Raw genomic sequence first — 22,183 nt, forward strand, 5'->3', positions numbered from 1 at the left:
GGCCGCGCACGTCGGCCAGCCTGGCCGCCGTCAGCGGCGTCGCCTCGCGCTGCCGCCGGCGCCTTCACTCGACCCGCCCAGACTGTCGGGCAAATGCTACACTCGGCCGCTTCGGCCGCCTGACGTCGGTCAACCCCCAGCCAAAGCCATGTTCATCCTGACCCGCCCCCTGCTTGCCCTACTCTGCGTCAGTCTCAGCCAGATCGCGCTGGCCGACGAGCCCGACGCGCTGGCGATCACCGTCGATGCACTGTCGCGCAAGGTGCCGGACGGCGTCACCACCCGGCTGCAGACGATGATCGAAGCGCACCACGACACCGCCTGGGGGCGCGGCTACATCGACAATGGTGAACTGGGCTGGGCGATCCCGGCGCCGGCCGGCTGGGTGGCGCTGGCGGTGGCCAACGAGCGGTTGTGGGGCTACGGCGGGCCGACCTCGTCGAATATGGCGCTGCTGCGCTACGGCATCGACCTGCCGAAAGGCGGCACGCTCAGCGTCGGGCTGGCCGACCGGATCGGCAACAGCACACCGGGCAAACTCGCCGTATTCGGCCTCGACCAGCCGATCACCACCTGGCGCAACACCGAGCTCGGTTTCAGCTACTGGGGCAGCGCCGCCGACCGCACCCGCCGCGACAGCCTCGGCAACGCCAGCAACGGCGGCACCTACCGGCTGGAACAGGGCAACTGGATGCTCACCGCCACTTATCCGAGCGGCGCCCACTGGCAACTGGTCGCCGGTGCCGGCACCCGCTGGGAGGCGCGCCCGAACAACGGCCACCAGAGCGGCTGGCAGACGCTCGTCGGAGTGCGCTGGCAAGCAAAAAGCCAGCACGACTGAGCGTGCTGGCTTTTGCGGGTCATCGCTAGTAACGGTACGGCTTACTCGTCGGAGCTGGCCGGGCGGATCACCAGACCAGAACGCACCGGTTCGGCCGCCGGAGCAGGGGCTGCCGCCGCGGCCGCAGCCGCCTGCTCGGCCTTCTCCTTCTCGGCGGCGCGCCACACGTCCAGGTATTCCTGGATCGCGAAGGTCAGCTCGCGGGTGCCGTCGCCGGTCAGCGCCGAGATCACGAACACGCGCGGTGTCTTGATGTCGAAGCCGAAGCGATCGTCCGGCAGCTCTTTCGGCCAACCGTAGGCCTCGAGGAAGGCCGACACGGTCAGCTCACGCTCCTCGTCCGACAGCATGTCCACTTTATTGAGCACCAGCCAGCGCGGCTTGCTGTACAGCTCCTCGTCGAACTTGCGCAGCTCTTCGACGATCGCGCGCGCCTCGCGCACCGGGTCGACGCTCGGATCGAACGGCGCCACGTCCACCAAATGCAGCAGCAGGCCGGTACGCGACAGGTGCTTAAGGAAGCGGTGCCCCAGTCCGGCGCCGTCGGCGGCGCCCTCGATCAGCCCCGGAATGTCGGCGATCACGAAGCTCTTGGTGTCATCCATCCGCACCACACCCAAGTTCGGGTGCAGGGTGGTGAACGGGTAGTCGGCCACCTTCGGGCGTGCCGCCGACACCGAGCGGATAAAGGTCGACTTGCCGGCGTTCGGCATGCCGAGCAGGCCGACATCGGCCAGCACCTTCAATTCCAGCTTCAGCGCGCGAATTTCGCCCTGCTCGCCCGGCGTGCACTGGCGCGGCGCGCGGTTGGTCGAGGTCTTGAAGTGGATGTTGCCGAGGCCGCCCTTGCCGCCGCGGGCCAGGCAGACGCGCTGGCCGTGGTGGGTCAGGTCGGCGACCAGCTCGTCGGTGTCGGTATCGACGATCACCGTACCGACCGGCATGCGCAATTCGACATCGTCGCCGCCCTTGCCGTAGCGGTCGGCGCCGTGGCCCTTCTCGCCGTGCTGTGCCTGATAGCGCTTCACGAAGCGGTATTCGACCAGGGTGTTGATGTTCTCGTCGGCGACCGCATAGATGCTGCCGCCCTTGCCGCCGTCGCCGCCGTCCGGGCCGCCGCGCGGCACGAACTTCTCGCGACGGAAGCTGGCGGCACCGTTGCCGCCCTTACCCGCCACCACTTCGATGCGGGCTTCGTCGATGAATTTCATGATTTCTCCTGCCTTGCCTGAGGAGCGAGGTGTGAGGGGTCGTTCGGCCAACCCGCCACACCTCGCGCCTCAATACAAACAAAAAAGCCCTATCCCGAGGACAGGGCTTTTTCCAGACGTTCGGGAATTACTCGCCGTCGACGCCGGTGTACGGAACCACGTTCACGGTCTTGCGCTTCAGGGCGCCCTTGACGGTGAACTGAACGTAGCCGTCAACCTTGGCGAACAGGGTGTGATCCTTGCCCTGACCAACGTTGTCGCCTGCGTGGAACTTGGTACCGCGCTGACGCACGATGATCGAACCAGCCGGAATCAGTTCGCTGCCGTAAACCTTGACGCCGAGGCGTTTCGATTCGGAATCGCGACCGTTGCGGGAGCTACCGCCTGCTTTTTTGTGTGCCATAGCTAGTTACTCCTTACTTCGAAATCGCGTCGATGCGGATTTCGGTGTAGTTCTGACGATGACCCTGGTGCTTCTGGTAGTGTTTACGACGACGCATCTTGAAGATGCGGATCTTATCGCCACGACCATGGGCAACCACAGTAGCCTTGACAGTAGCGCCAGCCACCAGCGGGGCACCAACTTCAACCTGTTCACCGTCAGCAACCATCAGCACTTCTTCAAGTACAATCTGGCTATCGATGTCGGCAGGTATCTGTTCTATTTTGAGTTTTTCGCCAACGGCAACTTTATATTGCTTGCCGCCGGTTTTTACGACCGCGTACATTCGATTGAACTCCTAATGAATTGATCCTCACGCAAGATGCGCGCGAAGAGCCCGTGATAGTACGCAAGTACCTGATAGCTGTCAACTTTTCACCCGCTCCGCCCCGGCACGCCGCGCGCCTTGGCCGCAATCGGTTCCGATCTGTTATGATCGCCGCTTTATTGGCTCGTGCTTTTACTGGTTTCCCACCGTGTCCACCGCCCCGCTTTTTCGCTCACTGATTACCGAAGACATGCAGGCCGTTGATCGCGTCATCCGCGAGCAACTGCACTCCGACGTGGTGCTGATCCGCCAGGTGGCGGAATACATCATTTCCGCTGGCGGCAAGCGCATGCGCCCGGCCGTGGCGCTATTGGCCGGCAAGGCACTGGGTTACGACGGGCCGCACCTGCACTCGCTGGCCGCGATGATCGAGTTCATCCACACCTCGACGCTGCTGCACGACGACGTGGTCGACGAGTCCGAGCTGCGCCGCGGCCGCGACACTGCCAACGCGCTGTTCGGCAACGCCGCCGCGGTGCTGGTCGGCGACTTCCTGTACACCCGCGCGTTTCAGATGATGGTCGCGCCACAGGACATGCGCATCCTGCAGGTGATGGCCGACGCCACCAATGTGATCGCCGAGGGCGAGGTGCTGCAGCTGTTGAATATCGGCAACACCGATATCGACGAGGCCGCCTACCTGCAGGTGATCCAGTACAAGACCGCCAAGCTGTTCGAGGCCGCCTGCCGCGTCGGCGCGCTGATCGCCGGCGCCAGCACCGAACAGGAACAGGCGCTCGCCACCTACGGCATGCACCTGGGCACCGCGTTCCAGATCATCGACGACGTGCTCGACTACTCGGGCGACGCCGAGACCATCGGCAAGAGCCTCGGTGACGACCTGGCCGAAGGCAAGCCGACCCTGCCGCTGATCTACACGATGCGCCAGGGCGACGAGGCGTCGGCCCAGCTGGTCCGCCACGCGCTGGAACACGCCAGCCGCGAGCATTTCAACGCGGTACTCGCTGCGGTACAATCCTGCGGCGCGCTCGACTACGCCCGCGGCGCGGCCGAAGCGGCCGCCCGACGCGCGGTCGACGCGCTGACCGTTCTGCCGGACAGCGCGGCCAAGAACGCGCTGGCCGAGTTGGCACTGCTGTCGGTACAGCGCGCCGCCTGATTACCGTCGTCTCCGTAGTTAAATGGATATAACGGCCCCCTCCTAAGGGGCAGTTACAGGTTCGATTCCTGTCGGGGGCACCACATTTCAATACCCAAGCAGTCCGCAACAGTCCTGAAACCCCGCACAGCGTAACGCTCTGCGGGGCTTTTGTTGCCCTAAACATGCCTATGATTACCGGTGAAAACCGGGAGAAACTTGGGAATATATTCGGGGTATCTCCGAGCAATCCTGATTTGGAACCGATCACCATGAACACACCCGTCAATCAGGACACCATCAACAAGGCCGTGTGGGCGGCCTGCGACACCTTCCGCGGCACGGTAGACCCCAGCATCTACAAGGACTACGTGCTGACCATGCTGTTCGTGAAGTACCTGTCCGACGTCTGGCAGGACCACTACGACACCTACCAGAAGCAATACGGCGACCATCCCGAGCTGATCGAAGAGATGATGGCCAACGAGCGCTTCAAGCTGCCCAAGTCCGCCAGCTTCTACGCGCTGCACGAAGCGCGCCACCAGCCGGGCAACGGCGAGCGCATCGACAAGGCGCTGCACGCCATCGAAGACGCCAACATCAGCAAGCTGGCCGACGTGTTCCAGGACATCAGCTTCAACGCCAACAAGCTGGGCGACGAGAAGCAGAAGAACGACATCCTGCGCCATCTGCTGGAAGACTTCGCCAAACCGGAACTGAACCTGCGCCCCAGCCGCGTGGGCAAGCTCGACATCATCGGCAACGCCTACGAATTCCTGATCAAGAACTTTGCCGCCACCTCCGGCAAGAAGGCCGGCGAGTTCTACACCCCGCCGGAAGTGTCGCAACTGATCGCGCGGCTGGTGGAGCCGGAAGAAGGCGACGAAATCTGCGACCCCACCTGCGGCTCGGCGTCCTTGCTGCTCAAGTGCGCGGCGCAGATCGGCTCCAAGAAATTTGCGCTATACGGCCAGGAAGCCATCGGCAGCACCTGGGCGCTGGCCAAGATGAATATGTTCCTGCACGGCGTGGACAACCACCGCATCGAATGGGGCGACACCATCCGCAACCCCAAGCTGCTGGATGGCGACAGCAAGCTCAAGCACTTCGACATCGTGGTCGCCAATCCACCGTTTAGTTTGGAAAAATGGGGCGTGGAAGTGGCCGAGAACGACCCGTACAGCCGCTTCCGCCGCGGCACGCCGCCCAAGACCAAGGGCGACTACGCGTTCATCCTGCACATGGTGGAAACGCTCAAGCCCGGCCACGGCCGCATGGCGGTGGTAGTGCCGCACGGCGTGCTGTTCCGTGGCGCGTCGGAAGGACAAATCCGCCAGAAGCTGATCGAAGAAAACCTGCTCGACGCGGTGATCGGCCTGCCGGAAAAGCTGTTCTACGGCACCGGCATCCCGGCCGCCATTCTGGTGCTGCGTAAGGACAAGAGCGACAACAAGGTGCTGTTCATCGACGCCAGCCGCGAGTTTGTTTCAGGCAAGAACCAGAACCAGCTGGGCGAAGCACAGCTGGACAAGATCTTCGCCAGCTACAAGAACGGCGTCGATATCGACAAGTACGCCCATCTGGCAACGTTGGCCGAAATCCGCGACAACGACTACAACCTGAACATCCCGCGTTACGTCGATACCTTATGAGGCAGAGCAAGAAATCGACCTGCTGGCGCTACGGCGCGAGCGCGAGCAGCTCAAGGCGCAACTGGCCGAGCTGGAAACCGAAATGGCCAAGTACCTAGAGGAGCTGGGTTATGGTGCCTAAGGGGTGGTCAATTCGCCAACTAGAAGAAATAGCCTCTGTTGAGCGTGGCAAATTCTCAGCCCGGCCTCGTAACGATCCTCGTTATTTCGGAGGACTAATACCTTTCGTTCAAACTGGGGACATTAGTGCGGCAGGTACATTTTTGACCCAATTCCACCAGACCTTAAATAACGAGGGATTGAAGGTTAGTAAAGTGTTTCCAAAAAGCACAATACTGCTAACCATAGCTGCCAATATTGGCGAAACCACAATAACAACTTTTGATGTTGCCTGCCCCGATAGTGTTGTTGCAATTCAGCCTTATCCGGACTTGGCTAACTGCTTATGGTTGAAATGGGTTCTTGAGACCTATAAAGATGAGCTTGACTCACAAGCATCGCAGAATGCTCAAAAGAATATCAATCTACAAGTATTAAAGCCCCTAAAGCTGCGCACCCCACCAATAGCCGAGCAAACAAAAATCGCTCAAATTCTATCAGCTTGGGACCAAGCTATTACCACGACCAAAGCTTTGCTGACCAACAGCCAGCAGCAGAATAAGGCGCTGACGCAACAGCTGTTGAGCGGCAAGCGGCGGCTGCCCGGCTTTGGCAACTGGAAAAAGAGCAAGATAGTTGATCTTATCGTAGAAAGCCGCATGCCCGGCTCGACTGGTGACGTAGCCAAGAAAATCACCATCAAGCTGTACGGCAATGGCGTGACTGCCAAGGACGAAAAACGTCAAGGCAGCGAATCGACTAAGTACTTCCGGAGAAAAGCTGGACAATTTATTTACAGCAAGTTGGACTTCCTGAATGGAGCATTCGGTCTTGTCCCTCCTGAGCTGGATGGTTACGAATCCACGCTCGACTTGCCCGCATTCGATTTCAAAAATAATGTTGACCCGAAATGGTTTCTGGCTTTCGTGTCACGGGAAGAATTTTACAAGGCCAACCTTGGACTGGCTAACGGTGGAAGAAAAGCACGGCGAATAAACCCGTTAGATTTGATGGAAATTGAAATCAAGGTGCCGTCCTTTGAAGAGCAACAACATATTGCAGCGATACTCTCTTCCGCCGACCGAGAAGTTGAAGCCTTGCAACAACAACTCGACTGCTTTAAGCAAGAGAAAAAAGCCCTGATGCAGCAGCTGCTTACCGGCAAGCGCCGAGTGCAGGTCGATGCGGTGGAACCCGCCACATGCTGATCTTCAACTGCAGCCGCGCCTTTGCCGACTTCATCGAGTCCAAGCGTGCGGCCAACGCTGCACCGCTGGTGGCATCACCGCCGTCCAAAACCTTGGCCGAAGACGCGGCGCTGCTACGCGACGCCAACGGCGAGCCGCCCGCGCACCTGCAGCAATGGCTGGTGCATCTGGTCAAGCTGCAACGCAAGCCGTGCGTGCTGGCGATGGAGGTGAATACCCGTTTCTCTATGGTGTTTACCGGCCTGAAAGCCGGCGACCCGGAAGGTTTCATCAATCAGCTGATCGAGCGGCTGGCCAATCTGCAATGCTTTTCCGCGCAGCAGCTGGGCGTGGCGAACGACGCCGAGTTTGCGGCGATGATGGACAACTTCGTCGCCCAGCACGGCGAGTTCCGCTTCTTTTTGCGCTCCGACCGCAGCGTGCAGGCGCATCTCAACGAGGTGGCGCGGCACTTTGCCGACCAGGTGGCCGAGGCCGGGTGCCTGCCGCAGGGGCATGACGAGTGCGCCAGCTTCGACGAATGGGCCAACCAGATCATCCGCCGCAGCAAGGCCGCCCCGGATTGGTTTGTGCCCGCCGAGGCGATGCTGTGCGACTGGATGGCCGAGTACGGTGGGCTGACGGCGGAAGGCGTGACGCGTTTGCAGGCGCAGATTCAGGCGCAGCGCAAACAGGCTTGGGCCGAACAGATAGCTGGTATTCAAGCGCGGCTGGATAAGTAGACAATCAGCGCCGAAATCGAGTGGCATAATGCGTAAACAACCATTCAATCAAGCTCACCCTTAAAGGGTACTGTGATGGAAATTAAAAAATTCAGGCTCAGTCATGTCGGTCGATTTGCCGACTTAGAGGTTGTGCTGGCGCCTACCGAACAGCATTCTTCGAACGTGACCGTGCTGGTTGGCAATAACGGGGCGGGCAAAAGTACGCTATTGCAGTCGCTGGCGATTTCTCTCAGCTGGCTAGTGGCGCGTATCCGCGCCGAAAAAGGCAACGGCAGCCCGATTCCAGAAGAAGCCATCCTCAACGGCGCTGCGTCTGCGGCCATCGCCATTGAAGTGAACGATGCGATAGGGCAAGCGACGGAATCCAACGCCGAGCCTGAGATCAGCCTGTTCCAGTGGTCGCTGACCCGCGCCCGCAAGGGGCGGAAAACGGATGCGCACAGCGCGCTCGCGGATGCCAGCCGCTTGGCCGATTTTTACCGTGCCCGGCTGACGACTGACGACCAGGACTCCTTGCCGCTGATCGCGTTTTACCCGGTGGAACGCTCAGTTCTGGAAATTCCGCTCAAAATCAAGACTAAACATACCTTCAGCCAGCTGGATGGCTACGACAACTCGCTGAACCGGGGGGTAGACTTCCGCCGCTTTTTCGAGTGGTTCCGTGAGCGCGAAGACAGTGAGAACGAGTCTGGGATATCTGACGAGGTTTTAGCATCCGTTGCCGAACTGTTTGGGCATGACAGCGATGTATGGAAACTGCTATCGCAACAGAAAGCGTCGTCACGCGACCGTCAGCTAACCGCCGTACGTTCCGCCATTGCGGCGTTCATGCCCGGCTTCAGCGGCCTGCGTATAAAGCGCAAACCACGCCTGCACATGGCGATCGACAAGGGCGGCGTCACGCTGAATGTCTCGCAGCTATCCCAAGGCGAGAAATCCATGATGGCGCTGGTGGGCGATATTGCCCGCCGCCTGGCCATGATGAACCCGGCGCTGGAAAACCCCCTGCACGGCAACGGCATTGTACTGGTTGATGAAGTGGACCTTCATCTGCACCCTAAGTGGCAACGTTCCTTGATCAGGCAATTGACTAGCACCTTCCCCAACTGCCAGTTCGTGCTGACCACCCACTCCCCGCTGGTAATCAGCGATGCCAAGGATGTGCTGTGCTACGCGCTGCACGATGGGGAGCTGGAGATTGAGCATGGTCTTTACGGGCTGGATGCCAACCAGGTGCTGTTGCAGGCGATGGATACCGACTATCGCAATAAGGAAGTTCAGGGGCAGATAAACCAGCTGCTGGAATTGCTGCAAGACAGCCGACTGAATGAAGCTAAGGCTCTTTTTGCCAGACTGAGCACCGAACTGCCTCCGGAACACATTGAGCTGGCCAAGGCAGCGCTATTGATCCGCAAGTTGGAGCTGCGTCATGCGCAAAATCACTAAAGGCAATGAGCCGGAAGCTTTGCGCGATTGGAAACGGCGGCATTCGCATGCGCGCTATCGTGATTTACCTAAAGATGGTGAAGTACGCCGAGCGATCCGTGAAACCTGCATAACCGAACAACACGGCCTATGCGGCTACTGTTGCGAAGCAATCTTCGTTAGCAGCTCACATAACGAACATGTAGAGCCGCAAGATCTAGCCCCTAACCGCACGTTGGATTTTTCCAATATCGTGGCCAGCTGCAACAACAAGAACCAGTGCGGCGACGCGCACGGTAGCCAGCCATTGCCGCTGACCCCGTTAATGGCAGAGTGTGAAACCGAACTGAAATTCCATCTATCTGGACGGATAACAGGGCTGACTGACCAGGCCAGCACCGCCATCGATGTGTTGAATCTCGGCGGCAGTGACGACAAGAATCGTGGCCTGATCGGCAAGCGCAGGCAAATGATTGATGCGCTGCTGTACAGCTGTGGAGTTCAGCCCGATGAATTACTGCAAATTGAAGATGACGAGTTGCTGCTGATGCTGACGGGGGAGTTGCAACAACTCGACGCCGAGCAGCGCTTACAAGCCTATTCTCCTGTGCTGGTCAACGTACTCCGCAGCTTATTGACGAACACTGCACCACCGGCTGAGATCCAGCTTGGCTGAAATGCGAGTGACCTAGCTTCGAAATACGAGTGACCTACCGGCAAATACAAGTGACCTCGCCCCAATAAGTCTGCAAATACGAGTGACCTCTTCCTACCCAGGCCACCAAATACGAGTGAGCTGCCGTAGAGCTATCAAGAACAAGGATTGTGCACTATGGCGTTGACCCCCAATACCAAAGAACAATACAGCAGCCACATTCCTGCGCTGGCCACCCTGATCAACCTGGGCTGGTCTTTCTTGCCGCAGGCGCAATGCCTGGCGCTGCGCGGCAGCAACCGCGAGGTGGTGCTGCAGCCGGTACTGGTCGAGGTGCTGAAGACGCGGCGCTTCGAGTACAAGGGGGAGCAGTATCCGCTGTCGCAGCAGGCGATAGATCAGATCGTGCGCGAGCTGACCACGCCGGGGCTAAATCAGGGCCTGCTGTCCGCCAGCGAGCGTCTGTACGACAAGCTGACGCTGGGCGTGACGGTGACCGAGTTCATGCCGGACGGCAAGAAGCACCAGCCAACCATCGTGGTGATCGACTGGAAGACACCCGGCAACAACCGCTTCGACGTGACCGAAGAGTTCGAGGTACTGGGCAGCCAGGGTACGCATACGCGGCGGCCGGACGTGGTGGGCTTTGTCAACGGGCTGCCGCTGGTGGTGATCGAGGCCAAACGGCCGGATTCGGGCAACCCGAACAAGTCGATGGTGGACGAAGGGGTCAGCCAGACCATCCGCAACCAAAAGCCGGACGAAATTCCGTTGCTGTTTGCCTACGCCCAGCTGATGCTGGCGATCAGCCACAGCGAAGGCCGCTATGGCACCACCCATACGCCCGCCAAGTTCTGGGCGCGTTGGCATGAAGAAGATTTCACCGAAGCTGACTTCAGCCAGATCAAGAATGTCCCGCTGTCGGCGGCAAGTCGTGAGGTGCTGTTTGCCGACAAGCCGGGCAAGCTGCGCGACTATTTCGAGTCGCTGTGGAGCCAGCCGCTGCTGCCCAGCGATCAGGACCGCTTGCTGATCAGCCTGCTCACCCCAGCGCGGCTGCTGGAATTTATCCGTTTTTTCATCCTGTTTGACCGCAAGGCCGGCAAGATTGCCGCACGCTACCAGCAGGTGTTCGGCATCAAGGCCCTGCTGTCCCGAATCAGCCAGATCCGCCCGGACGGTGGGCGCGAAGGCGGGGTAATCTGGCACACCACCGGCTCGGGCAAGTCGTTCACCATGGTGTTTCTGTGTCGGGCGCTGCTGCTGGAAGCGGGCCTGCAGGAGTGCCGCGTCATCGTGGCGACCGACCGGGTGGATCTGGAAAAGCAGCTGTCCAAGACCTTCCTCAGCGGCGGTGCGTTCGGCACCGAAATTGCCGGCAAGAAGCACGGCGACGACGTGGCGCGGGTGAAGTCCGGCAAGCAGCTGGCCAACCGTATCGGCAGCGGCAACGAACGCATCATCTTTACCATCATCAACAAGTTTGCCTCCGCCACCAAGCAGCCCGAGTGTCACAACCTTTCGTCCAAGCTGATCGTGCTGATCGACGAGGGGCACCGCAGCCAGGGCGGCGAAAACCACGAACGCATGCGCCAGGCGCTGCCCAACGCTTCTTATATCGCGTTTACCGGCACCCCACTGCTCAAGGACGACAAGACCACCAACAAATTCGGTCCCATCGTGCACGCCTACACCATGAAACGGGCGGTGGACGATGGCACAGTCACGCCGCTGCTGTATGAGGAGCGCCAGCCGGAACTGGACGTCAACGCGCAGTCGATCGACAACTGGTTCGACAAGATCACCCACAACCTGTCGGATGCACAAAAAGCCGACCTGAAGAAAAAGTTCGCCAACAAGGGCGCAATCTACGGCGCGGCGCGACGTATCGAACTGATTGCCTGGGACATTTCCCTGCACTTTGAACAGAACTTCAAGATGCTGGGCTTGGGGCTGAAAGGACAGCTTGCGTGTGACAGCAAGCTCTCGGCCATCCGCTACAAGAAGGCGCTGGACGAGATCGGCAAGGTAAGCAGCCGCATCGTGATCTCACCGCCCGATACCCGCGAGGGGCACGAGGCGGTGGACGAGTCGGAGTTGCCCGAGGTGCAGCAAGGGTGGAAAAACAATGTACCGGGTGACGCCGAAGCGTATGAAAAGCAGGTGATCGAGGACTTTGCCACCGCAGGTGCGCCGGACATCCTGATCGTGGTGGATAAACTGCTTACCGGCTTTGACGAGCCGAAGAATGCGGTGCTGTATATCGACAAGCCGCTTGAGGCGCACAACCTGATCCAAGCGATTGCGCGGGTGAACCGCCTACACGAAGAAAAGCAGTATGGGCTGCTGATCGACTACCGTGGCATCCTGCGCGAGCTGGATACCGCGATCAAGGATTATCAGGATCTGGAGCAGCGCACCCAAGGCGGGTTCGACCTGGACGATCTGGCGGGCTTGTACGCCAACGTCGACACCGAATACAAGCGTCTGCCCACGCTGCACAGCCGGCTCTGGGCGATCTTCGCCGGTGTGGTCAACCGTGGAGACATCGAACAGTACCGGCAGATTCTGGTGCCCAAATACACGACGGACGAAGACGGCGTGGAAGTGGATACCCGCCAGCCGCTGCGTGAAGACTTTTACGCCGCGCTCACCGAGTTTGGCTTGTGCCTGAAGATAGCCCTGTCGTCGCGCAGCTTCTTCGAAGACAAGTCGTTCAGCGAACAGGACATTGCTGACTATAAGCGGGACCTGCGCTGGTTCGTGAACCTGCGCAAGATGGTGCGCCAGGATGCACAGGAAACTGTCGACTACTCCGCCTACGAAAAGCAGATTCGCAAGCTGGTGGACAAGGATGTAACAGCCAACACCATTCGCGAGCCGGATGGGCTGTATATCGTCAGCGAGTTGGGCAAGGAAGATCCGCAAACGTGGAACGAGGACAAGACCCGCAACGAGACGGATATCATCCGTACCCGCCTGAAGAAAACCATCGAACAGGAACTGGCCGACGATCCTTACGCGCAGAAGGTGTTCTCCGAACTCCTGAAACAGGCGATCGAGGAGGCCGCTGCCTTATTCGATCACCCGTTCAAGCAGTACGCACTGTTCAAGGACGTTGAGGCGCAGGTCAACGCACGCGAAGTACCGGACACACCCGATGCGTTTACCGGCAACAAGCACGCGCAAGCCTATTTCGGCGCCATCCGTCTGGCACTGGGCGATGAGTTGTTTGCGACGCTTGGCGATGTCGAGCGACAGGCCTATGTCGATGAGGCCTTCTCCATCCAGCAGACAGTGGACACGGCGGTCGCCGAAAACTCGCTGAGCCCGCAAAGCATTGAGGCCGAAATCCGCAAGGGGCTGCTGCCGCGGCTGTTCGGCCTGCTGGGGCTGGACAAGGCCAAGGAGGTCATCGAGGAAGTGATCCGCATCACCCGGGTGGGTCTGGGCAGGAGTAGCCGATGACCGGGCCGGAAGCACCTGCCAGGCTGTACACGGTGCATTACGGTGAGCGGCAGTTTGCCTACCAGCTGTGCCATGTGGACGCGTCAGCCAAACGGCGCAAGGTGGCCATCCACGTGCACCCCAACGGGCAGGTGCAGGTCGACGCCCCGCAGGGCGCCACGCCTGCCGAGGTCAAAAGCGCGGTGCTCAAACGCGCGCGCTGGGTGCTGGAGCATTTGGACGCCATCGCCGCACGCAACGAACATGTGCTGCCGCGCGAATACACCGGCGGTGAAAGCCTGTTTTATCTTGGGCGACGCCATGTACTCAAGCTGCAACCTGGCAATGGAAAGGGCGAGGTCAAACTCTATCGTGGCCAACTGTGCGTCACTGGCCACGACCTGTCTGCCCCCGCGGTCAGGGCGCTGTTGTGGCAGTGGTACCGGCAGCGGGCGGAACACGTCTTTGCCCGTCGGCTGGCCGAAGTCCAGCCCAGACTGACCTGGCTCAAGCAGTTACCACCCTATAAGCTGCTGACCATGAAAAAACAGTGGGGCAGCTGCTCCCCCTCCGGCGCGCTGCTGCTGAATCCGCATCTGGTGAAAGCCCCGACCGAGTGCATCGACTATGTGCTGCTGCACGAGCTTTGCCACCTGATGGAACACAACCACAGCTCCCGCTTCTACGAGTTGCTCAGCCACCAGATGCCGCACTGGGAGGCCGTTAAGGGGCGCCTGGATGGAATGGCTGAAATGCTCTTGAATGAGTAACAGATAAAAGCTTGGCTTGATAGCTAGGTTGCTGTTTTTGCTGTTTCTCTCCCGATACCACCGAAAACAGCACTTCAGGCAGCAGGACCAGATAAGAGGCGACGAAGTGCCATTCTTCGTCACTCACGTCCGAGGGGGTAGGGCTTGCGGGTTGTCATCTCCAGAATCTGACTGATGCCGGCTCAGCTTCATGACAGCCTCTCGCAGAAGTTGCGCATTGAAGACCAAAACAGCACCACCATCGAGAGTCTGGGGGTATTTTTTGGGGGGTACATTTACAATTACCAATGACAAGACCATTATCTGGCGTGGCTTACAGACCACACTTCGACTCCTGTCTGGCCAAATTCAGCACCAAAGCAGTCCACCAAACCCGCACAGTGCAAGGCTTTGCGGGTTTTTTGTTGCCCCAGGCAGTCCCCCCATTCTTTGGCATACCGTAGAGACAGGCTTCGACTCCAGTCGAGGACATACCCCGTCCCTCCTGCTGTCTCCCCAACTAACTGGCAGGCTCGGCACGCTTTTCCCCAGCGCGTCGCCCATCTGGTACTGCACACCGCCGCCTCCTCAAGCCCCCACCCCGCCATGCCCTGACCAACCCGGTCAGGCCTCCCGAGGGCGGCATCAGGGGTGCGGACATGGCTCCCCGATAGTGAGCTGCAGCGGCGATAGGATGAGTGCAGATGCGCAGAAGGATGAGGCTGGCGCAGGATGACACAAGCCGGCCCCGACGACGGTGCCCCCGGCCTCGCCGCCTGGCCCGCTCGGGCAGCAGGCCCAGACGGGTCAGAACCCGTACGTCAGATCGCCGCCGCCGTAAAAGGCCCGCGGCTCGCCGTTGGTTTTCTTGACCCCGGTGTTGAACCCAAGGTAGAGCGTGTCGGCCAGCCGTATCTTCGTTACGACCAGCCCCGCTTGGCTGGCATGGTAGCTGGGGTCGCCCTGCTTGACCCCCTCCAGGCCCGCCCAGGCTTCGCCGACGACACGGTGCAGCAATCGGACCCGCCCCCAGTAGGACGCCGGTCCGAAGGTGTAATTGGCCAGGCCGTTGATCGCCCAACCCTGGCCAAAGCGTTGCTCGCCCTGCACCCCCACTTCGAAGCCGAGCTCGCTGCCGTCGGCACGCGGGTCGGCCCCGTCCGGCGTGACGCGGTTATCGCGATAACGCGGCCCGGCAAACACCTCCCCGTCACCCGACTCCCAACCGGTGCGAACGCCCAGTGCCGCCTCGACCGCCTGGCCTCGGACCTGCACGCTGACGCCATTCAAACCGTAGCGATAGTAGTAGTCGCTGACCATGTAGCGCTGGGTCAAGTACGGACTCGCGAGCAAGGGGGTCGTCACGCCCAGATACTCGTAGCGCCCGCCCTGTCCCGTGAACGAGGCACCCGTGTACAGCCAGGTCTGTTCCGCCGTGGCAATCGGGCTGTAGCCGAGTACGCCCGACGCGAGGGCGAGGGCCAGCGCCCAGCCGCAAGCGCGCACCCGATCCGGCGCCGTGATTCTCTTCATGCTCCCCCCCTGTCTCAAGGTCGCGGTCTTGGGCGATGCGCTGCGCTCCACCGCGGTTTCCCGCTCGTTTACCTGACCCGGTAGCGGCGGACTGCCCGCATCGCTTCTTGGCTCGACACCGTGGCGGCGACGGTTTCGGCAAGCGGAGCCGATTGCCGCTCGCGCGCCGGACAAAACCGATGCCCGACGATGAATGCCAAAGTACTTGCCAATTGATTCTATAAACTTTGATTAAATCACCGCTTACACTGTGTCAAGGCGAGCGGTATCGGAGACTATCTTGACACTTACGCCGGCGCGACGCCATTACACCAGCAAGGAGCCTGTCGAACAGTACGACAACGCCTCTTCCCGCTGCGCCTGTTCCGGGGGCCGGTCTAAAGCGCCGCGGGGTTTGGCACCGGGGGGTGAACCCAGGGCACGACATCGCCGTCACGCGGCTCGCGAACGGGGTGGGCGAGCCGTCGGAATGGACACGGAGCGCCGGGGCCGAAGAGCCAGAACGCGGCTTCTGGCGTTATGGCCAGCAGGCTTACCTACCAGCTCTCGCCGCGCCGTCCCGCCACCGGCTGTTCGCCCCACGCCTGCTCGACCCCCTGCAGCGCACTCAGCACCAGCGAGCGGTTCAGCGCCGAGGCGAGCGTGGCGTCGCGGTCGCGGTAGGCCTGGCACAGCCGCTCGTGGTCGGCGCAGGAGCGCTGCAGGCGGCCCGGCAGCGAGGCGCTGAGGTGACGCAGCCGGTGGGTGCGCAGCCGCAGCGAGTCGAGCACCTGCTTGATCACCGCGTTGTCGCTGAGCTGCAGTTCCTTGTCGCGGAACGCGACGTTGGCCCAGAAGTAGCGGTCGACGTCGCCGGCATCGGCGGCCTGTGCCAGTTCGGCCTGCACCTGCCACAGTTCGTCGAGCTGCGCCTCGCTGGCCTGTTCGACGATCGCCATCGCCACCATCGAAAACAGCGTGGCGCGCAGCTGGTAGAGCTCGCGCACCTCCTTCAGCGTCAGCGCCGACACGCGCGGGCGGCGCCGCGGCGACCATTCGACCAGCCCTTCGCGGCTGAGGATCAGCAGCGCCTCGCGCACCGGGGTGCGGCTGGTATGGAAGCGCCGCGCCAGCTCGACCGAGTTGAGGTCGGCGCCGGGCGCGAGGTGGCCCTCGATGATCGCCTTGGCGACCCACTGGACGATTTCGTCGACCAGCAGGGAGCCGACGTCTTCGCTCTGCGGCTGGGGCTTGGTTTCACTGATGTCGCTGTTCATCTGTCACGCGGTACCGGCCGCGGCCGGGGTGAAGGAAAGCGTCCATTCTACCCACAGCGACGCGGTTTGGGCGCCGGCCGCTCAGCCGTGGCGGGCGCGGCTGTCCGGCGGCGCCTCGGCGCGCTCGGCGAGGCCGTAGTCGCGTAACACCGCGGCGACCCGCAGCCGGTAGTCGCGAAACACCCCGGCGCGACCCATCGTCTGCGCCTGGCGGTGCTCTTCGGTCTGGCGCCAGGCGGCCACCGCCTGCTCGTCGCGCCAGAACGACAGCGACAACAGCTTGCCCGGTTCGGAGAGGCTGGCGAAGCGTTCGATCGAGATGAAGCCGTCGATTTCGGCCAACGTTGGCCGAAGCTCGGCGGCCAGGTCGAGGTAGTTATCGCGCTGGCCGTCGGCCGGCCAGACTTCGAAAATCACGGCGATCATGCGTGGACTCCTTGGGTGGCAAACAGCGGCAGTCGGGCGTTCGGCGACGGCCGGTACGCCGTCGGGCGCGAGGGATCGAGCCCGGCGCGCCGCAGCGCGGTCAGCCCCGCCTCGGCGATCGCCAAGGCCAGCGGCTCGCCCGGACAGGCGTGCGCGCCGTGGCTGAAGCTGAAGTAGCGCGGCTCGGCGCGCAGCGGGTCGAACGCCTCCGGCCGCGGATTCAGCGCCGGGTCGCGGTTGGCGGCGGCCAGCAACAGCAGGATGGCGTCGCCGGCCTTGAGCGCCTGGCCGGCGATCAGGCCGTCGGCGGCGACGAAACGGCGGGTGTTCTGGATCGGTGCATCGAAGCGCAGCACCTCGCGCAGGAATGCCCGCCACAGCACCGGCTCGACGGCCAGCCGGGCTCGCCAGGCCGGATGCTCTGCCAACGCGCCAAGCGCATTGCCGATCAGCGCGGCGCCGGCGTCGAAGGCCTGCCAACAGCAGCCGATCGCGTTGGCGAGCGCGTGATCCCCGAGGCGCTGCTGCAAGCCGGCCAACAGCCCGCCCGGCGGAGCGCTCGCCTGCAGCGTGCGAAACTGCTGCGTAAGCGCAACGATCGCGACGTTGCCCTGCTGGCGTTCGTCGGCGCTCGCCTGCGGCGCCAGCGCGCGGGCCACGGCGGCAAGATGGCTTGCGTGCGCCGGGAGCGCCGCGTCCGGCACGCCGAGTAGGCTCGCGATGCTGTCCGCCGGCAGGCGGACGATGAAGCGGTCGAGCGCCGCCGGGTCAGCGTGCAGCGGCGCCTCGGCGAGCAGCCGCTCGGCACAGCGCGTCGCCGCGTCGGCCAGGCCGGCTACCGACGGGCCGGCGAGCGCGCCGGACACGGCCGGCTTCAGCCGCTGGTGCGTTGCCCCATCGTTCATCCGTACCAGTTGGCCGAACCAGTCGCCGAGCGGCGTGCCGGCCAGCGCCGTCGGCACCGGCTCGTGCGGTGGCCGCACCCGGCAAGCCGGGTGTTCCAGCACCGCGCCGACGCCGGCGGCGCTGCTCGCCACCCACAGGCCGAGCGCCGCGTCGTGGTACAGCGGCGTCGATCGCAGTTGGGCGTAGTAGCGATACGGATCGGGGTGGACGACCGCCTGCAGCGGGTCGCGGGGTGGGGTCATGACGGCTCTCCTCGGCGGCGTCGATGAGGCATTGTCGGCCATGCCCCCGGTCTTGTCGTGGCCAAACAGTTTGCCTACGATCTAACGATGACTGCACAACCCGAACTGCGCCGACTGGCGCAAACCATCGGCGACGCCAGCCGCATCGGCATGCTGACCTTGCTGATGGAAGGCCGCGCGCTGACCGCGAAGGAACTGGCCTACGGCGCCGCCGTCGAGCCGGCCACCGCCAGCGCCCATCTGCGCCGCCTCGAACAGGACGGCCTGGTCAGCGTCTGCCGGCAGGGCCGCCACAAGTACTTCCGGCTCGCCTCGCCGCAGGTGGCGCAGCTGGTCGAGTCGCTGATGGTGCTGGCGCCGGCCAAGTCGCAGGCCGACACCATCACCGAACCGATCCGGCGCGCGCGGTTCTGCTACGACCACCTGGCCGGCCGGCTCGGCGTGATGCTGACCGAGGCGCTGGTCGAGCGCGGCCTGCTGAGCGTCGCCGAGCGGGAATTCGTCCCGACCGCCGCCGGCGAAGCGTGGTTCACCGAGTTCGACCTGGATCTCGCCGCGCTGCGCCGCAGTCGCCGGCTGTTCGCCGCGCGCTGCATCGACTGGAGCGAACGGCGCGACCACCTGGCCGGCTCGCTCGGTGCGGCACTGGCCGAACGGCTGCAGGCCGACGGCTGGATCGCCCGCCAGAAACACAGCCGGGTGGTGACGCTGACCGAGGCGGGTCGGGCCGGCCTGGCCGAACGGCTCGACCTGCACCTGGGCTGAATCCGCCCGCTCGAAACGACAACGCCCCGCGATCGCGGGGCGTTTTAACTTGTCTGATCAAGATCAGTTTTCGCTGACCTCCAGCGCCTTCAGCTGCCAGCCGAACAGGCCCTGGCGCTGGAACACCAGTGCCAGCGGGCCGATGCGGCTGTCGGCCTGAACGCTGAACTCGCGCCAGTTGCGATAGCCGGCACCGACGTTGTGCAACGACCGGTCGCCGTCGGCGTGCGGCGTCGGCGCGTTGCCGTCGGCTGAGCCATCGTCACCGTCCGATGCTCGGTTGTCGCCCGCTTGATGCGCGGTCTGCTGCAGCAACTGGCGCATGCCGTCCGGCGTAACCAGCGCCTCGGTCAGCGGCGCACTGACCGCGCCGGCGATCGCCACGCCGAAGCGCGCGAACGGGTTGTTCTGCACCGCCGCGGCGCCGCCGAGCTTGCGCGTCATCGCCGCCTTCATCGACGCCTGCAGGCTGTCGCGCACCGCCGGGTAGTCGATGTGGGCATTCACGTAGTCGGCGTCGCCGGCACGTGCCGCATCGCGCAGTTGGGTCAGCGTGTAGTACGGCGAGTACCAGCCCCAGCCGAACACGGCCAGCAACACCAGCACTACCACAATCAACAGTTTGCGCATCGTTTCCTCCTTGATCCTATCTCCGTGCCGGTCCAGCCAGCAAAAACCCCGTCCGCGAGGACGGGGTTGGCCGAACGCGGCGGCGCTGGCGTTTAGAACAGCAGCTCCTTGACGTTCTCCACCGCATCCTTCGGCGGCGCCTTCTGGTTCTCGTCCTGGGCGTCGCTGGCGGCGGCTTCGGAACTCTCGCCCGGGCCGTGCGGTACCGCGCCGGAGTTGTCGAGCCTCAGCTCCGGATTCGGCCGCTGGAACTCCTCGTAGAAGAACTCGTCGCCGCCGCGCAGGCCGGCGCCCGGCCTCACCACGACGCCGGCCGGCATCGGCAGTTCGACCTCCGGCTGGCTCTTCAGCGCGTTGGCCATGTAGTTGATCCAGATCGGCAGCGCCGCGGTGGCACCGTAGCCGTACCGGCCCAGGCTCTTCGGCTGGTCGTAGCCGACCCAGGTGATCGCCACCAGGTTCGGGTTGAAGCCGTTGAACCAGGCGTCGCGGAACTCGTTGGTGGTACCGGTCTTGCCGCCCAGGTCCATCCGGCCGAGGCTCATCACTCGGTTGGCGGTGCCGTAGCGCACCACGTCGCGCAGCATGCTCGACATGATGAAGGCGTTACGCGGGTCGATCGCCTGCTGTGCGCCCTTGCCGGCCACCAACGGCGCGGTCTGCGCCAGCACCCGCCCGGTCTGGTCTTCGATCCGGTCGATGAAGTACGGCTTGACGTGGAAACCGCCGTTGGCGAACGTCGAATACGCCTCGGCCATCTGCAGCGGCGTCACCGAACCGGCACCGAGCGCCATCGGCAGGTAGGCCGGGTGCTGCTTGGGCGAGAAGCCGAAGCGCTGGATGTACTGCTGCGCGTAGTCGGTGCCGATCGACATCAGGATGCGGATCGACACCATGTTGCGCGACAGCGACAGCGCGCGGCGCATCGTCACCATGCCCAGGTACTTGCTGTCGTCGTTCTTCGGGTTCCACACCTGGCCGCCCGGCGGTGCCGGCACGGTGATCGGCGCGTCGTTGATCATCGTCGACGCGGTCAGGCCGCGTTCGAGCGCCGCCGAGTAGATGAACGGCTTGAAGCCGGAACCCGGCTGGCGCCACGCCTGGGTGACGTGGTTGAAGCTGCGGCGGTTGAAGTCGAAGCCGCCGACCAGCGACTTGATCGCGCCGTTGCGCGGGTCGACCGACACGAAGGCGCCCTCCACCTCCGGCATCTGCACGATCTCCCAGTAGCCCTTCGGGTTGGCGCGCACTCGCACCACCGCGCCCGGGCGCAGCTGCTTGTCTTCGGCCAAGCGGCTGCTGAGCGCGCGGCGGGCGAAGTCGAGCCCTGCGCCCTTCACTTCGGCCGACTTGCCACCGCGCAGGTAGACCTTCACCGCACTCTGGCTGGCCGACAGCACCACAGCCGGCTGCATGTCGCCGCTATCGTGGATTTCCGACAGCGCGTCGTCGAGCGCCTCGCCCTTGTCGGTATCGGCCGGCAGCGCGTTCATGTCGATGAGCGACTCCGGCCCGCGATAACCCTGCTTGCGGTCGTAGTCGACCAGGCCGGCGCGCAGCGCGTCGAACGCCCACTGCTGATGGTGGCTGTCGATGGTGGTGTAGACCTTGAAGCCCTCGGTGTACGCGCTGTCACGGTACCGCTCGTACATCGCCTGGCGCACCATCTCGGCGACGTAGTGCGCCGGCAGCGGCACATCCTCGCTGGAGCGGGCGTACTTCATCGGCTGGTCCTTGGCCGCCTCGTACTGCTCGGCGGTCAGGAAGTTCAGCTCGCGCATCCGGCGCAGCACGTAGAGCTGGCGCAGCCGCGCGCGGTCCGGGTTGACGATCGGGTTGTACGCCGACGGCGCCTTGGGCAGGCCGGCCAGCATCGCCATCTCGGCCGGGGTCAGGTCGGTGATCGGCTTGCCGAAGTACGCCTGCGCCGCCGCGGCAAAGCCGTAGGCGCGCTGGCCGAGGTAGATCTGGTTGAAGTAGAGCTCGAGGATCTGGTCCTTCGACAGCGTGTGCTCGATCTTGAACGCCAGCAACGCCTCGTTGAACTTGCGGGTGAAGGTCTTCTCGCTCGACAGGAAGAAGTTCTTCGCCACCTGCATGGTGATGGTGCTGGCACCGGAGCGGGCGTGCCCGGACACCAGATTGCCGACCGCGGCACGCATGACTCCTGCATAATCTATGCCGCTGTGCTGATAGAATCGCTCGTCCTCGGCGGCGAGCACCGCCTGCTTCATCAGCTGCGGCACGTCGTGGATGCGCACGAAGGAGCGACGCTCCTCGCCGAATTCGCCGATCAGCTGCTGGTCGGCGGTATAGACACGCAACGGGATTTTCGGTCGGTAATCGGTCAGGACGTCGAGGCTGGGCAGCCGCGGATACGTCACGATCACCGCGATCGCGGCGGCGCCGGCGCCCAGCAGGCCAAGGCCCAGGACCAGGCCGGCCAGAATCGCAAAAAATCGTTTGAGCATAATGTCTCGGTGGTTCGCTGAAGCGGCAATTATAAGCCCTGCGCCGAAGCGCCAGTACAACAACTACGGCCAA

Annotated in this window: 19 protein-coding genes, 1 tRNA gene and 1 pseudogene; 11 read left to right on the forward strand and 10 right to left on the reverse strand. The window is 62.8% G+C overall.

The annotated features are described in order from the left end of the window. Positions 1 to 148 precede the first annotated feature (148 nt). A complete protein-coding gene (locus ACZ2IA_RS07610) occupies positions 149 to 841 on the forward strand; it encodes a hypothetical protein (protein WP_470291970.1) in 693 nt (230 codons plus the stop codon). Between the two features lie 41 nt (positions 842 to 882). On the opposite strand, the gene obgE is transcribed toward ACZ2IA_RS07610, so the two are convergent. The 3 genes from obgE to rplU all read right to left on the reverse strand — a co-directional run bounded on the left by obgE (position 883) and on the right by rplU (position 2,780). Further along, the gene (gene obgE / locus ACZ2IA_RS07615) at positions 883 to 2,052 is read right to left on the reverse strand and encodes a GTPase ObgE (protein ID WP_470291971.1); all 1,170 of its coding nucleotides are present in this window, start codon (positions 2,050 to 2,052) and stop codon (positions 883 to 885) included. Positions 2,053 to 2,179: 127 nt separating this feature from the next. Continuing rightward, complete coding sequence (gene rpmA / locus ACZ2IA_RS07620; protein ID WP_470291972.1) at positions 2,180 to 2,455, reverse strand: 50S ribosomal protein L27; 276 nt, start codon at positions 2,453 to 2,455, stop codon at positions 2,180 to 2,182. A 13-nt stretch (positions 2,456 to 2,468) separates the two neighbouring features. Then, positions 2,469 to 2,780 (reverse strand): 50S ribosomal protein L21, encoded by a 312-nt coding sequence (rplU, locus tag ACZ2IA_RS07625; protein ID WP_470291973.1) that lies wholly within the window; start codon positions 2,778 to 2,780, stop codon positions 2,469 to 2,471. A gap of 190 nt (positions 2,781 to 2,970) precedes the next feature. Between rplU and ispB the strand changes: the two genes are divergently transcribed. From ispB to ACZ2IA_RS07670, 9 genes are all read left to right on the forward strand, one after another. Further along, positions 2,971 to 3,942: an octaprenyl diphosphate synthase gene (ispB, locus tag ACZ2IA_RS07630; RefSeq protein WP_470291974.1), complete on the forward strand. Its 972-nt coding sequence runs from the start codon at positions 2,971 to 2,973 to the stop codon at positions 3,940 to 3,942. Between the two features lie 8 nt (positions 3,943 to 3,950). Beyond that, positions 3,951 to 4,025: transfer RNA gene (locus tag ACZ2IA_RS07635), tRNA-Arg, on the forward strand. 168 nt (positions 4,026 to 4,193) lie between these two features. Beyond that, positions 4,194 to 5,573, forward strand: coding sequence for a type I restriction-modification system subunit M (locus ACZ2IA_RS07640; RefSeq protein WP_470291975.1), 1,380 nt, complete (start codon positions 4,194 to 4,196; stop codon positions 5,571 to 5,573). 110 nt (positions 5,574 to 5,683) lie between these two features. Then, positions 5,684 to 6,880 (forward strand): restriction endonuclease subunit S, encoded by a 1,197-nt coding sequence (locus ACZ2IA_RS07645; RefSeq protein WP_470291976.1) that lies wholly within the window; start codon positions 5,684 to 5,686, stop codon positions 6,878 to 6,880. Further along, positions 6,874 to 7,602 (forward strand): DUF6933 domain-containing protein, encoded by a 729-nt coding sequence (locus ACZ2IA_RS07650; protein WP_470291977.1) that lies wholly within the window; start codon positions 6,874 to 6,876, stop codon positions 7,600 to 7,602. Before ACZ2IA_RS07645 ends, ACZ2IA_RS07650 begins: the two co-directional genes overlap by 7 nt. A gap of 75 nt (positions 7,603 to 7,677) precedes the next feature. Further along, entirely contained in the window at positions 7,678 to 9,051 is a 1,374-nt protein-coding gene (locus tag ACZ2IA_RS07655) for an AAA family ATPase (protein ID WP_470291978.1), read from the forward strand. Beyond that, positions 9,035 to 9,706, forward strand: coding sequence for a retron system putative HNH endonuclease (locus ACZ2IA_RS07660; protein ID WP_470291979.1), 672 nt, complete (start codon positions 9,035 to 9,037; stop codon positions 9,704 to 9,706). Before ACZ2IA_RS07655 ends, ACZ2IA_RS07660 begins: the two co-directional genes overlap by 17 nt. 156 nt (positions 9,707 to 9,862) lie before the next feature. After that, positions 9,863 to 13,153, forward strand: coding sequence for a type I restriction endonuclease subunit R (locus tag ACZ2IA_RS07665; RefSeq protein WP_470291980.1), 3,291 nt, complete (start codon positions 9,863 to 9,865; stop codon positions 13,151 to 13,153). Next, positions 13,150 to 13,902, forward strand: coding sequence for a M48 family metallopeptidase (locus tag ACZ2IA_RS07670; protein ID WP_470291981.1), 753 nt, complete (start codon positions 13,150 to 13,152; stop codon positions 13,900 to 13,902). The genes ACZ2IA_RS07665 and ACZ2IA_RS07670 overlap by 4 nt, the downstream gene beginning before the upstream one ends. A 73-nt stretch (positions 13,903 to 13,975) precedes the next feature. Here the strand turns inward: ACZ2IA_RS07670 and ACZ2IA_RS07675 are convergent. The 5 genes and pseudogenes from ACZ2IA_RS07675 to ACZ2IA_RS07695 form a co-directional block, all read right to left on the reverse strand. Continuing rightward, positions 13,976 to 14,060, reverse strand: a pseudogene (locus ACZ2IA_RS07675) (IS5/IS1182 family transposase); the annotation flags it as partial. Positions 14,061 to 14,688: 628 nt separating this feature from the next. Beyond that, entirely contained in the window at positions 14,689 to 15,414 is a 726-nt protein-coding gene (bcsS, locus tag ACZ2IA_RS07680) for a cellulose biosynthesis protein BcsS (protein WP_470291982.1), read from the reverse strand. A 536-nt stretch (positions 15,415 to 15,950) separates the two neighbouring features. Beyond that, a complete protein-coding gene (locus ACZ2IA_RS07685; protein WP_470291983.1) occupies positions 15,951 to 16,670 on the reverse strand; it encodes a GntR family transcriptional regulator in 720 nt (239 codons plus the stop codon). Positions 16,671 to 16,751: 81 nt separating this feature from the next. After that, entirely contained in the window at positions 16,752 to 17,096 is a 345-nt protein-coding gene (locus tag ACZ2IA_RS07690; protein WP_470291984.1) for an antibiotic biosynthesis monooxygenase family protein, read from the reverse strand. Further along, a complete protein-coding gene (locus tag ACZ2IA_RS07695) occupies positions 17,093 to 18,244 on the reverse strand; it encodes a cytochrome P450 (protein ID WP_470291985.1) in 1,152 nt (383 codons plus the stop codon). Before ACZ2IA_RS07695 ends, ACZ2IA_RS07690 begins: the two co-directional genes overlap by 4 nt. 87 nt (positions 18,245 to 18,331) lie before the next feature. Between ACZ2IA_RS07695 and ACZ2IA_RS07700 the strand changes: the two genes are divergently transcribed. Beyond that, positions 18,332 to 19,009: an ArsR/SmtB family transcription factor gene (locus ACZ2IA_RS07700; protein WP_470291986.1), complete on the forward strand. Its 678-nt coding sequence runs from the start codon at positions 18,332 to 18,334 to the stop codon at positions 19,007 to 19,009. Between the two features lie 63 nt (positions 19,010 to 19,072). Here ACZ2IA_RS07700 and ACZ2IA_RS07705 read toward each other — a convergent pair whose 3' ends face one another. Both ACZ2IA_RS07705 and ACZ2IA_RS07710 read right to left on the reverse strand, forming a co-directional pair. Beyond that, on the reverse strand, positions 19,073 to 19,639 hold the full coding sequence (locus tag ACZ2IA_RS07705; RefSeq protein ID WP_470291987.1) for a DUF2939 domain-containing protein: 567 nt from the start codon (positions 19,637 to 19,639) through the stop codon (positions 19,073 to 19,075). A gap of 92 nt (positions 19,640 to 19,731) precedes the next feature. Next, positions 19,732 to 22,110, reverse strand: coding sequence for a penicillin-binding protein 1A (locus ACZ2IA_RS07710; protein WP_470291988.1), 2,379 nt, complete (start codon positions 22,108 to 22,110; stop codon positions 19,732 to 19,734). Positions 22,111 to 22,183 lie beyond the last annotated feature (73 nt).

This window comes from Crenobacter sp. CS_VA4 (assembly GCF_055597485.1).

Bases quoted from the DNA above. Each gene is read 5' to 3' on its own strand.
- ACZ2IA_RS07610 (WP_470291970.1), top strand. From the start codon at position 149: ATGTTCATCCTGACCCGCCCCCTGCTTGCCCTACTCTGCGTCAGTCTC.
- obgE (WP_470291971.1), bottom strand. From the start codon at position 2,052: ATGAAATTCATCGACGAAGCCCGCATCGAAGTGGTGGCGGGTAAGGGC.
- rpmA (WP_470291972.1), bottom strand. From the start codon at position 2,455: ATGGCACACAAAAAAGCAGGCGGTAGCTCCCGCAACGGTCGCGATTCC.
- rplU (WP_470291973.1), bottom strand. From the start codon at position 2,780: ATGTACGCGGTCGTAAAAACCGGCGGCAAGCAATATAAAGTTGCCGTT.
- ACZ2IA_RS07640 (WP_470291975.1), top strand. From the start codon at position 4,194: ATGAACACACCCGTCAATCAGGACACCATCAACAAGGCCGTGTGGGCG.
- ACZ2IA_RS07645 (WP_470291976.1), top strand. From the start codon at position 5,684: ATGGTGCCTAAGGGGTGGTCAATTCGCCAACTAGAAGAAATAGCCTCT.
- ACZ2IA_RS07650 (WP_470291977.1), top strand. From the start codon at position 6,874: ATGCTGATCTTCAACTGCAGCCGCGCCTTTGCCGACTTCATCGAGTCC.
- ACZ2IA_RS07655 (WP_470291978.1), top strand. From the start codon at position 7,678: ATGGAAATTAAAAAATTCAGGCTCAGTCATGTCGGTCGATTTGCCGAC.
- ACZ2IA_RS07660 (WP_470291979.1), top strand. From the start codon at position 9,035: ATGCGCAAAATCACTAAAGGCAATGAGCCGGAAGCTTTGCGCGATTGG.
- ACZ2IA_RS07665 (WP_470291980.1), top strand. From the start codon at position 9,863: ATGGCGTTGACCCCCAATACCAAAGAACAATACAGCAGCCACATTCCT.
- ACZ2IA_RS07670 (WP_470291981.1), top strand. From the start codon at position 13,150: ATGACCGGGCCGGAAGCACCTGCCAGGCTGTACACGGTGCATTACGGT.
- bcsS (WP_470291982.1), bottom strand. From the start codon at position 15,414: ATGAAGAGAATCACGGCGCCGGATCGGGTGCGCGCTTGCGGCTGGGCG.
- ACZ2IA_RS07685 (WP_470291983.1), bottom strand. From the start codon at position 16,670: ATGAACAGCGACATCAGTGAAACCAAGCCCCAGCCGCAGAGCGAAGAC.
- ACZ2IA_RS07690 (WP_470291984.1), bottom strand. From the start codon at position 17,096: ATGATCGCCGTGATTTTCGAAGTCTGGCCGGCCGACGGCCAGCGCGAT.
- ACZ2IA_RS07695 (WP_470291985.1), bottom strand. From the start codon at position 18,244: ATGACCCCACCCCGCGACCCGCTGCAGGCGGTCGTCCACCCCGATCCG.
- ACZ2IA_RS07700 (WP_470291986.1), top strand. From the start codon at position 18,332: ATGACTGCACAACCCGAACTGCGCCGACTGGCGCAAACCATCGGCGAC.
- ACZ2IA_RS07705 (WP_470291987.1), bottom strand. From the start codon at position 19,639: ATGCGCAAACTGTTGATTGTGGTAGTGCTGGTGTTGCTGGCCGTGTTC.
- ACZ2IA_RS07710 (WP_470291988.1), bottom strand. From the start codon at position 22,110: ATGCTCAAACGATTTTTTGCGATTCTGGCCGGCCTGGTCCTGGGCCTT.